Origin of the sequence: Streptomyces sp. PA03-5A, assembly GCF_033792725.1 — a bacterium.
Classification (GTDB): Bacteria; Actinomycetota; Actinomycetes; order Streptomycetales; family Streptomycetaceae; genus Actinacidiphila.
The window spans coordinates 55674-69750 of the sequence record NZ_JARAVL010000011.1; the positions used below are offsets into that span (position 1 = coordinate 55674).

At 71.9% G+C, this 14077-nt stretch carries 13 protein-coding genes; 6 read left to right on the forward strand and 7 right to left on the reverse strand.

Annotated features, from left to right (window positions below; genetic code table 11):
* Nucleotides 1-195: 195 nt before the first annotated feature.
* Both PV410_RS15755 and PV410_RS15760 read right to left on the reverse strand, forming a co-directional pair.
* Nucleotides 196-843 carry a class I SAM-dependent methyltransferase gene (locus tag PV410_RS15755; RefSeq protein ID WP_500324992.1) on the reverse strand — a complete coding sequence of 216 codons (648 nt, stop codon included), beginning with the start codon at nt 841-843 and terminating at the stop codon, nt 196-198.
* Nucleotides 840-1547: a DNA alkylation repair protein gene (locus PV410_RS15760; protein WP_500324994.1), complete on the reverse strand. Its 708-nt coding sequence runs from the start codon at nt 1545-1547 to the stop codon at nt 840-842. The genes PV410_RS15755 and PV410_RS15760 overlap by 4 nt, the downstream gene beginning before the upstream one ends.
* A 56-nt stretch (nt 1548-1603) precedes the next feature.
* Here PV410_RS15760 and PV410_RS15765 point away from each other — a divergent pair, with 56 nt between their 5' ends.
* Complete coding sequence (locus PV410_RS15765) at nt 1604-2278, forward strand: TVP38/TMEM64 family protein (RefSeq protein ID WP_499510441.1); 675 nt, start codon at nt 1604-1606, stop codon at nt 2276-2278.
* 52 nt (nt 2279-2330) lie between these two features.
* Here the strand turns inward: PV410_RS15765 and PV410_RS15770 are convergent, their stop codons facing one another.
* Entirely contained in the window at nt 2331-3158 is an 828-nt protein-coding gene (locus PV410_RS15770; protein WP_500324996.1) for a polysaccharide deacetylase family protein, read from the reverse strand.
* Between the two features lie 170 nt (nt 3159-3328).
* On the opposite strand from PV410_RS15770, the gene PV410_RS15775 reads away from it, so the two are divergent.
* Nucleotides 3329-4504 carry a sensor histidine kinase gene (locus PV410_RS15775; RefSeq protein WP_500324998.1) on the forward strand — a complete coding sequence of 392 codons (1176 nt, stop codon included), beginning with the start codon at nt 3329-3331 and terminating at the stop codon, nt 4502-4504.
* The gene (locus tag PV410_RS15780) at nt 4492-5169 is read left to right on the forward strand and encodes a response regulator transcription factor (protein ID WP_500324999.1); all 678 of its coding nucleotides are present in this window, start codon (nt 4492-4494) and stop codon (nt 5167-5169) included. The genes PV410_RS15775 and PV410_RS15780 overlap by 13 nt, the downstream gene beginning before the upstream one ends.
* Nucleotides 5170-5176: 7 nt before the next feature.
* Here PV410_RS15780 and PV410_RS15785 read toward each other — a convergent pair whose 3' ends face one another.
* On the reverse strand, nt 5177-5794 hold the full coding sequence (locus PV410_RS15785; RefSeq protein WP_500325001.1) for a TetR/AcrR family transcriptional regulator: 618 nt from the start codon (nt 5792-5794) through the stop codon (nt 5177-5179).
* 172 nt (nt 5795-5966) lie between these two features.
* Between PV410_RS15785 and PV410_RS15790 the strand changes: the two genes are divergently transcribed.
* Entirely contained in the window at nt 5967-6995 is a 1029-nt protein-coding gene (locus PV410_RS15790; RefSeq protein ID WP_500325002.1) for an aldo/keto reductase, read from the forward strand.
* A gap of 75 nt (nt 6996-7070) precedes the next feature.
* On the opposite strand, the gene PV410_RS15795 is transcribed toward PV410_RS15790, so the two are convergent.
* The 3 genes from PV410_RS15795 to PV410_RS15805 all read right to left on the reverse strand — a co-directional run bounded on the left by PV410_RS15795 (nt 7071) and on the right by PV410_RS15805 (nt 11824).
* The gene (locus PV410_RS15795) at nt 7071-7685 is read right to left on the reverse strand and encodes a flavin reductase family protein (RefSeq protein WP_499510447.1); all 615 of its coding nucleotides are present in this window, start codon (nt 7683-7685) and stop codon (nt 7071-7073) included.
* A 351-nt stretch (nt 7686-8036) separates the two neighbouring features.
* Entirely contained in the window at nt 8037-10733 is a 2697-nt protein-coding gene (locus tag PV410_RS15800) for a right-handed parallel beta-helix repeat-containing protein (protein ID WP_500325004.1), read from the reverse strand.
* Between the two features lie 107 nt (nt 10734-10840).
* Nucleotides 10841-11824, reverse strand: coding sequence for an aldo/keto reductase (locus PV410_RS15805; RefSeq protein WP_500325246.1), 984 nt, complete (start codon nt 11822-11824; stop codon nt 10841-10843).
* A gap of 152 nt (nt 11825-11976) precedes the next feature.
* On the opposite strand from PV410_RS15805, the gene PV410_RS15810 reads away from it, so the two are divergent.
* Nucleotides 11977-12996 carry a zinc-dependent alcohol dehydrogenase gene (locus PV410_RS15810; RefSeq protein WP_500325006.1) on the forward strand — a complete coding sequence of 340 codons (1020 nt, stop codon included), beginning with the start codon at nt 11977-11979 and terminating at the stop codon, nt 12994-12996.
* Complete coding sequence (locus PV410_RS15815; RefSeq protein ID WP_500325008.1) at nt 12993-13754, forward strand: SDR family oxidoreductase; 762 nt, start codon at nt 12993-12995, stop codon at nt 13752-13754. The genes PV410_RS15810 and PV410_RS15815 overlap by 4 nt, the downstream gene beginning before the upstream one ends.
* Nucleotides 13755-14077: the final 323 nt, after the last annotated feature.

Here is a 14077-nt window from a genome sequence, read left to right on the forward strand (position 1 = left end):
GCGGGGTCCGCCGGACTGTCCGGGAAGGGTCAGATTCGGGCGCCGCCGAACGCGTTGGCCGAGAAAGCCTGTGCCGGGGCAGCCTGCAGCGCGTCCGCGACTGCGGACGTATCTGCGCTGAAGGCGTACCGGGACATGCCGTCGATGATCGGGTACGGCACGGCCGTCGGTCGAACGATTTTCCGGCGGCCCGCCTCACGCCCCGCCGACGCGGGCGAGGACGTAGGCGCGCCGGGTCTCCGTCTCCTGCGGGTAGGGGGCCCGCTCCAGCCGCGCCTCCACCTCGAACCCGGCGTCGGTCAGCGCCTCGGTGACCGTCCCGGGGTCGTGGAAGTGGAAGTCGACGTCGACCTCGTGCCCCCACCACTGCGTCACGTGCCGGATCTCCGTCCCGACGTGGAAGGCCACGAGCACCCGCCCGGAAGGGCGCAGCACGCGCCGCATCTCGCCGAACGCCGCCCGCAGTTCACCGGGCGTCAGATGGACCACCGCGTAGAGCGCGACGACCGCCCCGAACTCGCCGTCCGCCGCAGGGAGGCGGAGCAGGTCGCCCTCGCGGAACTCGGCCCCGGGGTGCTCGCGGCGGGCGAGCGCGACCATTCCCGGCGACAGGTCGATGCCCACGGTCCGCGCCCCGCGCGCCGCGAGCCACGCCGTGACGTGGCCGGGGCCGCACCCCAGGTCCGCCACGGGCGCGCCGTCCGCGGTCTGCTCGGCGAGGGCCGCCAGCAGGGCCCGGTCCAGCGGCTTGTACGCCAACTCGGTCCCGATGCGCTCCCGGTACTCCTCGGCCACGGTGTCGTAGCTGCGGCGCACCCGGCCGCGCCCGTCGCCCCCGCTCACAGGTGCTTCCCCGCCTCTCGTACCGACAGCGGCGACAGCCGCTCCCCCGACTCCGCGAGGAACGCCCGCACGGCGCCGGGATCGGTGCGGGCGTACGCGCGCAGTGCCCAGCCGATCGCCTTGCGGATGAAGAAGTCCCGGTGGTCCGCCTGACGCAGGCAGTAGCGGAACAGCCGGGCGGGGTCGGTGTCCGCCTTGTACGTCAACTGGTGCAGCAGCGCGGTGCGGGCGAGCCAGAGGTCGTCGCCGGTGATCCACTCGTCCATCACGTCCACCAGGGCGGGGCCGGCGGCCACGAGCCGTCCGACGACGTGCGCGGCGAGCAGGTCGACGGTGTCCCACCACGGCTCCGTCGTGATCAGGTGCCGGGCCGTGCCGAGGAAGTCCGGTGAGCAGCGCCCCACATGACGGCGCAGGTAGTCCACGGCGAAGTAGCGGTACTCCCGTTCGGGGAGCGCCCAGCAACGCAGGGCGACGGCCGTGCAGTCCCCCTCGTCCGGGCGCGGCGTGCCCGCGAGCACGGCGCGGGACAGGGTACGCCGGGCCGGCGTGGCGATACCGAGGAACGGGAACGCGTCCCGCATGTACGCCGCCGCCGAGGCGGCCCGCACCGGGTCGGCGGCGGCACCGTACGCCGAGCTCAGCCGGGGCAGCACGAGGTCCGCGAGGGCGCTGTCCGGCAGGACCGGGGCGGGAGGGGCCATGGCCCTACGGTACGCGGCGGCACCGGAGCGACATCCTCCTCCGCTAGGCTCGCAGGATGTCCGAGGTCACCGTCCTCTCCCGACCGCGTTCGCGACCGGCGTCGTGGGCGCGGCTGGCGCTGCTGGTCGTCCTCCTGTCCGGGGCCGCGGCCTCGGTGCTGGTGTGGGAGCCCCAGCGGCTGCTCGCGCACGGCTGGCCCGCGCAACTCACGGGCGCCGCGGCCGTGGTGCTCTTCGCCGCCGGCTACGGGCTCTGCGCCCTCGCCTTCGTACCGCGCCCCCTGCTCAACGTCGGCGCGGGAGCGCTCTTCGGTGCCCAGGCGGGAGTGCCCGCGGCCCTCGCCGGCACGGTGCTCGGTGCCGGCCTCGCCTTCGTCCTCGGCCGCCTCCTCGGGCGGGACGCGCTGCGCCCGCTGCTCCGCGGCCGGGTGCTGCTCGCCGCGGACCGCCAGCTCAGCGAGCACGGTTTCCGCACGATGCTGGCGATGCGGCTCTTCCCCGGGGTGCCGTTCGCGGCGGCCAACTACAGCGCGGCGGTCTCGCGGATGCGCCTCGCGCCCTTCCTGCTGGCCACGGCGCTGGGAAGCGTGCCCAACACGGCGGCCTACGTCATCGCCGGCAGCCGCGCCGCGACGCCGACGTCACCGGTCTTCCTCGTCGCGATGGGCTTCATCGCGGTCACCGGCCTCGCCGCCGTCGTCGTCGCCGCCCGCACCCGCCGCAAGCGCTGACCCTCCGGGCGGGGCGGGGGCGCGGCCGGGGCCGCAGACGCCAGGGCCACCGTCACGGCCGGTAGACCGTGCCGGGGCGCGGTACGGCGGGAGCCATCAGCTCGGAGACGGTCACGAGGACGTAGCCCCGGCGGCGCAGGGCGTCGACGATCCCGGGGACGGCGGGGATCGTGCCCCGGTAGCGGTCGTGGAGGAGGATGATCCCGTCGCGCTTCGTCTGGTCCAGGACCCGCCGGGTGATCAGCGCGGTGTCGGTCGTGGCGTAGTCCTTCGCGGTGACGCTCCACAGCACCTGGGCCAGGCCGAGTTCCCGCATGACCGCCGAGACGTCGTCGTCGGTGCGGCCCTGCGGTGGGCGCATCAGGGTGGGGGCGTGTCCGGTGATCCTGCGGACGTCGTTCTGGACCGGGGTCAGTTCGTCGCTCACCTGCCGCGCGTCCAGTTCCGTGAGCACCTTGTGCGACCAGGTGTGGTTGCCTATTTCGTGGCCATCGCGCGCCATGCGCCGCAGGGTCTGCGGATAGGTGTCCGTGTGGCCTTTCCCCTGGACGAAGAACGTGGCGCGGACCGTCTTCTCCGCGAGAATGTCCAGCAGTTTCGGCGTGGTGGCGCCGGGCCCTCCGTCGAAGGTGAGCGCCACGCATTTCTCGACGGTGCAGTCGGGGGCGGGGCGGTGGCTGCCGGCCCGGGCCGCGCGCTGGGCGGCGGCGCGTGCGTCGGCCGGTGACGTCACTCCGTGGAGGGTGCTGCATCCGCTGGTCACGGCGATGGAGGCGATGGAGGCGACGGCGGCCAGTACGACGGCGACCCGGGTCACCGGCCGCGGTGCGGCGGGGACTCCGGCCCGGGTGAAACGTCGGGAATATTTCCTGGGATTCATGACCGGAAAGGTACGGACCGCGGGGAACCCGGGAATTCGACTGCGGGTACGCGCCTTTTCCGTCCGAAGGAACGATGCACACCGGGCGTCCCCATACTTTGGTATAGAAGTCTATCAAGGGGGCCCGTATGTTTTGATGCGGACCGGGGACGGCGTTTACGGTTGCGTGCGTGATCGATGTGAGACGGGCCCTGCTCGGGCACCCGCGGCTCATGGACGCGGGCGTGGTGGTCGCGGCCGCCGGGCTGACGGTTTTCGTCGTGCGGGTCCAGCAGTCGGGTCTGCACGTGTACCCGCAGCTGTCCAGCGGTGCCTTGCTCACCTCGCTGCTGCCGATCTCCTGGCGGCCGTCCCAGACGGCGCTGATCCCGCTGCTGGCCTGCGCGGCCCTGTTCTGGCGCAGGCGTCACCCGGTGGCGCTGGCCCTGGTCCTCGTGGCGCTGTCGGTCGTCTGGCCCGTGGTCGTACCGCTGCTGGTGGCGCTGTTCACCGTGGCCGCCACCCGCCCCCTGCGCACCACGCTCCGGGTCACCGGCGTGGCCCTGCTGCCCGTGCCGGCGCAGTTCTCCGCGACCTCGTACACCGGGCCCCTCACCTCCGCCACGGCCGTGTCGGCCGTGGCGTTCGTGGGCGGTGCCGTCGGCTGGGGCCTGTACGTCGCCGGAGTGCGGGAGAGGGCCGCACGGGCGGAGCGGGAGGCGGACCTGCGCGCCGAGCAGGCCCGGCAGCACGCCCGGGAGGAGATCGCCCGGGAGATGCACGACGTGCTGGCCCACCGGCTGACCCTGCTCAGCGTGCACGCTGGGGCGCTGGAGTTCCATCCCACGGCGTCGCCCGCCCAGGTCGCGGAGGCGGCCGGTGTCATCCGGCAGAGCGCCGGACAGGCCCTGGAGGACCTCCAGGACGTGCTGCGCGTCCTGCGCACCCCCACGGTCCATGCGCACACCGAGCCCCCGCAGCCCGCCGTGGCCGACATGGACCGGCTGGTCGAGGAGTCGCGCGCGACCGGCGCGACCGTCGAGGTGCACCGGGACACGGAGGACCTGGCCACCATGGACCCCACCACGAGCCGGGCCGCGTACCGCATCCTGCAGGAAGCCCTCACCAACCACCGCAAGCACGCGCCGGACGGCCCGCTGCGGCTGTCGCTGACCGGCGGGGCCCGCGAGGGGCTGACCGTCACGGCCCGCAACCCGGTGCCGCAGGAACGCGCCGCACGTCCCGAAGGCGCCGGCCAGGGCCTGGTCGGGATGAACGAAAGGGCGGTCCTGGCCGGCGGCAGCATGCGCCGTACCTTCACCCCCACCGACTTCGCCCTGGAGATCTGGCTGCCATGGACGAGGTGACCCGCGTCCTGATCGTGGACGACGACCCGCTGGTGCGCTCCGGCCTGCGCATGATGCTGTCCGGGGCACAGGACGTCGAGGTGGTCGCCGAGGCCGCAGACGGTACGGAGGTCCTGCCGCTGGTCGACGCGCACCGGCCCGACCTCGTCCTGATGGACATCCGCATGCCACGGATGGACGGCCTGAGCGCCACGGCCGAACTGCGGCGCAGGCCCCGGCCGCCCGAGGTGCTGATCCTGACCACGTTCACCACGGACGGCTACGTCCTGGAGGCGTTGCGGGCCGGGGCGGCGGGCTACGTCCTCAAGCACACGCCCCCCGCCCAGATCGTCGCCGCGGTGCGGAACGTCGTGGCGGGCGAACCGGTCCTGTCACCGGCCGCCGTCAAACAGCTCATCGGCGCCGTCACCGCCGCCGGTGGCGGGGGCACCGCCGCGCGCCCCGACGACCGGGGCGAGGCGGAGCGGCTGCTCGGCCTCCTGGGGGAGCGGGAGCGGGAGGTGGCGCTCGCCGTGGCACAGGGCAGGACCAACGCCGAGATCTCGGCGTCGCTGTACATGAGCGTCCCCACGGTGAAGGCACATGTGTCCCACATCCTCACCAAGCTCGATCTGAACAACCGGGTCCAGATCGCCCTGGTGGTGTACCGGGCCGGCCTCGCCTGACGGCGGGTCAGTCCGCCTGGTTCGCCTGGTCCGCCTGGTCCGCCTGGCGCAGCCCGGCGACGAGGAGCGCGACCAGGCGGCGCGCGTCGTAGCGGGGATCGCTGTCCGCGCCGATGCAGAGGTTGCCGACGCCGCGCATGAGCGCGTACGCCTCCAGGTCGGAGCGGATCTCGCCGGACGCGGCGGCGGCGGCGAGCAGCCCGGCGCACACGGGCACGAGGCGGTCGAGGAAGGAGGCGTGCAGCGTCTCGAAGCCGGCGCTGTCGGACTGCAGCACCGCGGCGAGTCCGTGCTTGGTCACCAGGAAGTCGACGAACAGGTCGATCCACCGCGCCAGTGCGGCGTGCGGGGTGGCGCTGCTGGCCAGCAGGGCGGGTCCGGCCTCGGCGCAGGCGTCGACCTGGTGCCGGTAGACGGCGGTGATCAGATCCGCCCGGGTCGGGAAGTGGCGGTAGATCGTGCCCGTCCCGACGCCGGCCCTGGCGGCGATGTCGCGCACCGGCGCCTCCACGCCCGAGGCGACGAAGGCGGCGGCCGCCGCCTGGAGCAGCGTCTCCTCGTTGCGCCGGGCGTCGGCCCGCTTGGACCGCGGCGCCCGCCCCGTGCCCTTGTCGCCGTCCTCCATCACCGCGCCACTCCTTCCACGACCGGCCTTGCCAACCGGAACGTCGTTCCGTATCGTTAGCGGAACAAGGTTCCGTTTGCTCATCATGCCAGGGCGCACGCCCCGGGACCAAGCCGTGCGCGCTTCCGCCGCACGCAGCCACCACACCCCACCCGCAAGGGAGAACACGGTCATGCAGTACCGCACCCTCGGCCGCACCGGCGTGCAGGTCAGTTCCCTCGCGCTCGGCGCGATGAACTTCGGCAGCATCGGGCGCACCACCCAGGACGAGGCCACCGCCCTCGTCGACGCCGCCCTCGAGGCCGGGATCAACGTCATCGACACCGCCGACATGTACGGCGCCGGAGAGTCGGAGGAGATGGTCGGCAAGGCCCTCGCCGGCCGCCGCGACGACATCGTGCTGGCCACGAAGGCCGGCATGCCGATGGGCGACGAGCGCAACCAGCGCGGCAGTTCACGCCGCTGGCTGGCCAGGGCCCTGGAGGACAGCCTGCGCCGGCTCGGTGTCGACCACGTCGACCTCTACCAGGTCCACCGGTGGGACCCGGCCACCGGCGACGAGGAGACCCTGTCGGCCCTGACCGACCTGCAACGCGCGGGCAAGATCCGCCACTTCGGCTCCTCGACCTTCCCCGCGTACCGCATCGTGCAGGCCCAGTGGGCCGCCCGCGAGCACCACCTGAGCCGGTACGTCACCGAACAGCCCGGCTACTCGATCCTGCAGCGCGCCGTGGAGACCCATGTGCTGCCCGTCACCGAGGAGTACGGCCTGGGCGTGCTGGCGTGGAGCCCGCTGGCCTCGGGCTGGCTGTCCGGCGCGGTCCGCGAGGGCCGGCCGGTCACCACCAGCCGTTCCACATTCCTGCCGGAACGCTTCGACACCGCCCTGCCCGCCAACCGGGCCAGGCTCGACGCCGTCGAGAAGCTGGCCGCACTCGCGGCCGAGGCCGGCCTGACCATGGTCCAGCTCGCCCTCGGCTTCGTGACGGCGCACCCCGCCGTGACCGCCGCGATCATCGGCCCCCGCACACCGGACCACCTGCGGGCACACCTCGCCGCCGCGGACACCGTGCTCTCCGCCGACGTGCTGGACGCGATCGACGCGATCGTCGCCCCCGGTCTCGACCTCGCCCCGCACGAGAAGTTCGACACCCCGCCCGCACTGCTCGACCCGTCCCTGCGCCGCCGCAGCCGTCCGTGACGCCCACGGGCCCGGACCGGACGTACGGCGCGGACCGGACGACCGGTCCGGGCCGGACGTACGGCGGGACGACGCTCAGCCCTGGGTGACGCCCGGCCAGTCGGCGTAGCGGATGCGGGAGATCTCCAGGACCTCGCCGGTCGTGCCCCATTCGTCCTTGCCGAGGCGGGCCAGCGGACGGAGCTTGCGCACGTCGGGGTGGCCCTCGAACATCACGGCCTCGGAGACGGCGGCGTGGACGACGCGGCCGAAGACCACGGTCGAGTCGCCGAGGGTGACCGTGCTGTGCAGTTCGCACTCCAGGGCGACGGGCGAGGCCGCGACGCGCGGCGGCTTGACCGCGCGGCTGGGCTCACGGGCGATGCCGACCGCGTCGAACTCGCTGACGCCGCGGGGGAAGTCGGTGCCGGTGGCGTTGATCTGCTCGAAGAGGTGCTCGGGCGCGAGGTTGACCACGAACTGCCGGGTCTCCTCGATGTTGCGCAGCGAGTCCTTCCGCCCCACCGAGGTGAACTGCACGACCGGCGGGCTGACGCAGGCGACGGTGAAGAAGGAGTGCGGGGCGAGGTTGGCCGTCCCCGCCTCGCTGAGCGTCGAGACCCAGGCGATGGGGCGCGGGACGACCACCGAGGTCAGGAGCTTGTAGAACGGGGTCCGGCCCATGGCCTCGGGATCGAAGTCGATACGCATGGCCGCCAGTATCCCCCTCGGCGGGTGCGGAACGTAACCGGCGCCTCCACCCCGGCCCGACGCGAGGCCGCCACGAAGGTGCCTGGTACCGGCCGGCACGAGTCCCCGTCGCGCGAACGGTACGAAATGCCCATTCCGCCGCAGGCGCGCAGCGGCCGCATCACCCTGAACCTCGACGTGGAGTCGGCCGCGCACCTCCCCCGACGACCGGACGATGCGGCCCACCGCACCGGGCCAGAAGGCCGTGCGGGGCGAGCGGACGCCCGCCCCGCACGGCCGGATGGCCGACGACAGTTCACGTTCGGTGCTCTGGTCCTCTCGTGCGCGCCCGCCGACGGGCTCCGGAACACCTCACCGCGCCTGTCGTCGACCCACCGTGAGCGGCACCTGCGGCTTCGTTGCGGCCGTGAAGGAGCCGGAGTCGAACTGGTTGATCGCTGACTGCGTGACGTCGTGGGACGTGGAGAAGATGCCCGCGTCCTGCTGCGCCGCCGCGGAGGCCAACGTCACGGGCTGACCGATCGGGACGTAGTTGGCGCCGTCGTAGGAGTACGAGGCACTGAACGAGGTGCCCGACCGGGTGAGCTTCACCCAGATGGGGCGGTAGATGTCGACGCCGGCGCGGGCGTCGGTGTCCAGGTACCCGTCGCCGTTGGCGTCCCACTCGAACACGACGCCGTTGCGGGCGGTGACCGCGACGACGGCGTACCCGGGCGAACTCCCTGCCTTGGTCATGTCGTTGCGGACCATGACCCCGGACTTGGCCCAGGCGTTGGCGTCGTTGACCGACACGACCCGGGTGGACACGCTCGAGTCGGCGTTGATCGAGCCGGACCGGTAGATCGAGCCGAACTGGTCGTCGTGCTGACCGCCGGCGCCCCACACGTCGGCGCCGGCCGCCGCGATCCCGAATCCGCCGCCGCGCTGGCCGAAGTACAAGCTGACGGCCGAACCTCCGGACGTGCGCAGGCCCGGTGCGACCGGTGCGTCGGCCGCGCACCCGCTGAAGCCGAACTGGTTCGCGTTGAGGGACGTCCGGTACTGCGGCGCGACACCCGCCTGGCAGATCACGTCCCGTGCGCCCGCGGGCCAGTTGGCACCGGCGACCTTCACGTTGTTGATCAGCTGGTTGTTGTGCGCCCCGGCGTTCGGCGTCGAGGCACCACCCGAGTTGTACCAGTTGTTCTGGATGACGTTGTCGCTGGTGTTGTTGCGGAGGCTGTACGCGTTGGTGAAGAGGAAGGAACCGCCCTGGACCACGTTGTTCTCGTAGGTCATCGAGCGCGAGCCCTCGTCGAGGTAGAGGCCGACTCCCGAGATGTTGAACAGGTAGTTCCTGGCGACCACGCTTCCCGGGCTGGCGGAGAGGTTGTAGACCGATCCGCCGTCGGCGAAGCGCGCCTTGGTGTTGTGCACGAGGTTGCCCTCGACGCGGTTGTCCTTGAGCGTCGTCGGCGTCGTGTACTGCGTGTTCCACTTGTAGTAGCCGCGGTCGACGTAGTCGTTCGAGCCCCCGGCGTCGTTGATGCCCCAGCCGTAGCCCGTGTCGATGCCGTCGTAGGGGACGTTGGAGACCTCGTTGTGCAGGATGCGGGCGCCCGTGACGTAGGTGCTGAGGATGCCGCTGTTGTCCTTGTAGTCGACCGCCACGCGATTGATCGTGTTGTCGGATATCAGGATGTCGTGGTTGGTCATCCTCGGGTCGCTCGGGTGGTGCGCGTCGGGCAGCACGCCGCCGACCGCGACGCCGTGGCCGCTGTTCTCCGTGAACCGGTTGCCGACCACCTCGATGTCGCCGGCGCCCAGCCCGACACCGGTCACCGTGGCGTTGGCGTCGTTCCCGATGCCCAGCGCCGACTGGCCGAGGTTGGTGAACGTGTTGCCGGTGAACGAGATGCGGCTGGCGGCGGAGACCTGCACCGCGGCGGGCTCCTGGTACCAGCTGGTGCGCGCCCGTTCGAACATCTCGCAGCCGCGCGAGCAGCTGGTGAAGGCGTCGGCGGGGCGGTAGTCGTAGGCGCCCTTGATGAAGAGGCCGTTCTGCTGGTCCGCGTACCCGTCGGTCGAGGGGCCGAGCCAGGAGGTTCCGGAGAACTGGATGCCCTTGAAGGCAAGTCCGGTCACCGGCTTGTCGTACGTCCCGCCGATGCTGACCAGCGACTCCATGCGGGGCAGCTCGATGTCGAGCCGGTTGGGGTCGACCCCGTCCGCCGGCTTGTAGTAGAGCTTCCCGGCACTCGGATCTATGTACCACTGGCCGACCTGGGTCAGGAAGCTCAGCGAGTTGTCGAGGTACCAGCTCGGACCGGCCAGGAACGAGTTCTGGACGGTGTCCCAGCCCCAGGTGTTGTTGTCCCACGCCGGCTGGGCCATCGTGATCTCGGTGGCACTGATGCTCTTGACCGGCGAGTAGCGGTTCGTGAAGTCGCCGAGGGACTCGAACTCGATGCGCCCCTGGTCGGGGAGCGTGGCGAGGTAGCTCAGGGCCGGGTTCTTGATGGTGAGACCGGTCGCGGTGGGAGTGACGTCCGCGTTGGCCAGACGGATGGCGGCGCGAGGGGCGATCACGCCGTTCACGTAGAGCTGGCGGGTGTCCAGGCCGCTGGGGGTGTCCGCCTCCCAGATGCCCGACCCTGCCCCGGACTTGGACCAGCCGGTGACCTTCGAGGCGCCTGTGATGACGGGGTGGGCGCCCGGGGCGGCGGCCCATTCGACGGTGTGGTCGCCGCCGTCGTCGCCGGGTCCGAACCGGAGGGGCTCGGAAAGCCGGTAGGTGCCGTCGGCAAGCTGGACGGTCACGTCACCGTGCTTGGTGGCCGGGCCGACGACATGCTGCGCCCGCTCCAGCGAGCACGGCTGCGACCGGCTGCAGTGTCCGGCGTCCTTGCCGTCCGGCGCTGCGAAGTACTCCGTCCGGGGCGCGGCTTGCGCTTGGAGGGGAATGAGCGCTGATGCGATGAGGGCGCCGGCGCCGAGCGCCGCGAGGGCGCCTGCCCTGCGCCTCCATCGTCTGCTCACCGAGCGTGTCGAGTCTGACGTCGATGTCATGTTCGATCGCTTCCTGTGATAGGGGCGTTGATGCCCGACACAGAGTTAGCATACGTATGATGTTTGCAACAAGATTCATGTGACGTATGACTTGGAATCCCGGAGGACTAGCGTGTCCGCATCGGGTCCGGGACGAGCCCTGTGACGTGCAGCTCCTCCCACAGCGCCTCCGGGATCACCGCCCGGTACCGCGCGACATTGCTTCGCACGTGTTCCTGAGTGCGCATCCCCGTCACCACCGAGACGACCGCGGGATGGCGCAACGGGTACTGGACGGCGGCCTCGGGAAGCTCCACGCCGTGCCGCTCGCAGACGGCGGCGATGCGGGCGGCGCGTTCGACGACGGCCCGCGGCGCCGCCCCGTAGTCGTAGGGCGCCGAGCCGTCCACGGCCTTGGTGCTCAGCAGTCCGGAGTTGTAGACCGCCGCCGCGACGACGCCGACACCGCGGGCGACGGCGACGGGCAACAGGTCGTCCAGCGCCGATTGGTCGAGAAGGGTGAACCGCCCGGCGACCATCACCACGTCGACGTCGGTCCGCCTCACGAACTCGGCCGGCATCGCCGCCTGGTTCATGCCGGCGCCGATGGCGCCGACGACGCCCTGGTCCCGGAGCTCGGCCAGGGCGGCGATCCCGCTCGACGATGCCTGCTCCCAGTGGTCGTCCGGATCGTGCAGGTAGGCGATGTCGAGCCGGTCCGTCCCGAGCCGCGCCAGTGACTCCTCCACGGAACGAAGGATCCCGTCGCGGCTGAAGTCCCAGACCCGCTTCTTCGTCGCCGGCACGACGAACCCGTCGTCGTCGAGCAGGTGACTCGTGTCAGGGCTGTCCACAAGCAGGCGCCCGACCTTCGAGGAGATGACCACACCCGGCCGGGCGGCCGCGTGCAGGGCCTCCCCCAGGCGGCGTTCGGACAGCCCGAGGCCGTAGTGCGGCGCGGTGTCGAAGTAGCGGATCCCTTCCTCGGCCGCGGCTGCGACGGCGCGTTGCGACTCGTCGTCGGTCGTCTGGGTGAAGAGGTTGCCGAACTGGGCTGCGCCCAGGCCCAACTCCGTGAGCTGGTGCCCGGTTCGCAGTCCTCGGGTCGGCAGCGTCCGTTCCGTGGATGCGCGGTCGCGCGTCGGTGGCTTGCTGGTCACAGGGTCGAATGTCACAGCGACAGCATACGTATGATGTTTACTGTTAGGCTGCGCGGGCTGTGGGCCGGTGCGGCCCGCGACAGAGCGAGGAGGAGCCGATCGGCATGTTGACGGCACGTTACACAGGCGCGCGCACGATGACGGTCGAGGAGCGGGAACCTGCTGAGCCGCGTGCGGGGGAGGTCCGGGTCGCCGTGGCCTACGTCGGGATCTGCGGCACGGACCTCCACGTGTTCCACGGGGACATGGACGGTCGGGTCGGCGAGTCGGCGACGATCGGACACGAGATGTCGGGCACGGTCGTCGCCCTCGGCCCCGGCGTGGAGGGCTGGTCGGTGGGTGATGCGGTGACGGTCATGCCGCTGGCCTGGGACGGCACTTGTCCGGCCTGCCGTGCGGGGAACGAGCACATATGCCAGAACCTGGACTTCATCGGCATCGACAGCCCCGGAGCCCTCCAGGAGTACTGGAACGTACCGGCGTCGACACTCGTGCGGCTGCCCGCGGGGATCTCGCTGCGGGACGCCGCGCTCGTCGAGCCCGTGGCGGTGGCGGTACACGACGTACGGCGTTCGGAACTCGGCCCGGGCGACAAGGCGTTCGTTGTCGGTGCGGGCCCGATCGGCGTCCTGATCGCGATCGTCGCTGCCGCGTTCGGTGCCGAGGTCGTGATCGCCGAGATCGACCCGACCCGGCGGGCAGCCGCCGAGGAGATGGGGCTGACGACGCTGGACCCCTCGTCGGTCGACCAGGTCGCCTGGGTGGAGGAGTGGACGGACGGCGCCGGAGCGGACGTCGTGTTCGAAGTCTCCGGCTCGGCCGCGGCCGTGCTCGGCGCCACCGGCCTGGCGAAGGTCCGTGGCACGCTCGTGGTGGTGGCCATCCACTCGCAACCGCGGCCCGTCGACCTGCACCGCGTGTTCTGGCGGGAGCTGAGGTTGCTCGGTGCGCGGGTCTACCAGCGCCACGACTTCGAGCGCGCCATCGAGCTCCTGGCCGAGGGCGCCATCCCGGCCGAGAAGCTCATCACGGGCATCGTGCCCCTGAGGGAGGTCGAAGCGGCCTTCGGTGTCCTCGAGGCCGGGCAGGCGATGAAGCTGCTCGTCGAGGTGAGCGCGTCATGAACCCGTTCGACCTGACCGGGCGCCTCGCTGTCGTGACGGGGGCCAAGCGTGGCATCGGGTTCGCCGTCGCCGAGGCCCTGGCGGCTGCCGGTGCCGACATCGTCGGAGTCTCCGCCACCCTCGATCCGGCGTCATCGGCGATCGGCGACCGCGTGCGCCGGCTCGGCCGTGAGTTCTCGGGACACCGCGTCGACTTCACGGACCGGCGGCAGGTGACCGGGTTCGCGGAGGAACTCGCCGCAGGCGAGCGCCTGGTGGACATCCTGGTCAACAACGCCGGCACCATCCGCCGCGCTCCCGCCGCCGAGCACCCCGTGGAATGGTTCGACGAAGTGCTCGAAGTCGACCTCACCAGCACGTTCGTGCTCAGCCAGGTTCTCGGGCGGCGGATGCTGGAGGCACGGCACGGACGCATCGTCTTCACCGCCTCGCTGCTCTCGTTCCAGGGCGGGATCAACGTGCCGGGCTACGCGGCGGCCAAGTCCGGCGTGGCGGGCCTGATCCGGGCGCTCTCCAACGAGTGGGCAGGACGCGGTGTGACCGTCAACGGCATCGCCCCGGGCTACATCGCGACCGACAACACCCAGGCGCTTCAGGACGACCCCGACCGGTCCCGCGCGATCCTGGAGCGGATCCCGGCGGGGCGGTGGGGAACGGCGGAGGACATCGCGGGCGCCGCTGTGTTCCTGGCGTCGGACGCCGCGCGCTATGTCTCCGGGACCATCCTGCCGGTCGACGGTGGCTGGCTCGGCCGATGAAGCTTTCGCACGCCCGTCGGTGGTGACAACGCTCCCGCGAGAAGCGGTGCGGGCAGCAACGTTGCCACAGGGCCGGCCGGCTCGGCATCGAGGCGCTCTGGAGGCGCCGGCGGCCGCCTGACCGTCGATCAGGACCTGGGCGGCGGCGCGGTCGCCGGTGGCCGCGGCGGTGACCGCCACCCCCTGCGGCGGACCGAGGTCGCGCCGGCGGGGGAAGAATGCACTGACCCGGTCCCACGGCCGGAGGTCGCGGGGCCCCGCCCGCACGTGATGGCGTTGTCGACGAGGTGGCCGATCGCGTCCGGTATCGCCCGGTGGCCGTA

Bases quoted from the DNA above. Each gene is read 5' to 3' on its own strand.
- PV410_RS15760 (WP_500324994.1), bottom strand. From the start codon at position 1,547: ATGGCCCCTCCCGCCCCGGTCCTGCCGGACAGCGCCCTCGCGGACCTC.
- PV410_RS15765 (WP_499510441.1), top strand. From the start codon at position 1,604: ATGTCCGAGGTCACCGTCCTCTCCCGACCGCGTTCGCGACCGGCGTCG.
- PV410_RS15770 (WP_500324996.1), bottom strand. From the start codon at position 3,158: ATGAATCCCAGGAAATATTCCCGACGTTTCACCCGGGCCGGAGTCCCC.
- PV410_RS15780 (WP_500324999.1), top strand. From the start codon at position 4,492: ATGGACGAGGTGACCCGCGTCCTGATCGTGGACGACGACCCGCTGGTG.
- PV410_RS15785 (WP_500325001.1), bottom strand. From the start codon at position 5,794: ATGGAGGACGGCGACAAGGGCACGGGGCGGGCGCCGCGGTCCAAGCGG.
- PV410_RS15790 (WP_500325002.1), top strand. From the start codon at position 5,967: ATGCAGTACCGCACCCTCGGCCGCACCGGCGTGCAGGTCAGTTCCCTC.
- PV410_RS15795 (WP_499510447.1), bottom strand. From the start codon at position 7,685: ATGCGTATCGACTTCGATCCCGAGGCCATGGGCCGGACCCCGTTCTAC.
- PV410_RS15800 (WP_500325004.1), bottom strand. From the start codon at position 10,733: ATGACATCGACGTCAGACTCGACACGCTCGGTGAGCAGACGATGGAGG.
- PV410_RS15810 (WP_500325006.1), top strand. From the start codon at position 11,977: ATGTTGACGGCACGTTACACAGGCGCGCGCACGATGACGGTCGAGGAG.
- PV410_RS15815 (WP_500325008.1), top strand. From the start codon at position 12,993: ATGAACCCGTTCGACCTGACCGGGCGCCTCGCTGTCGTGACGGGGGCC.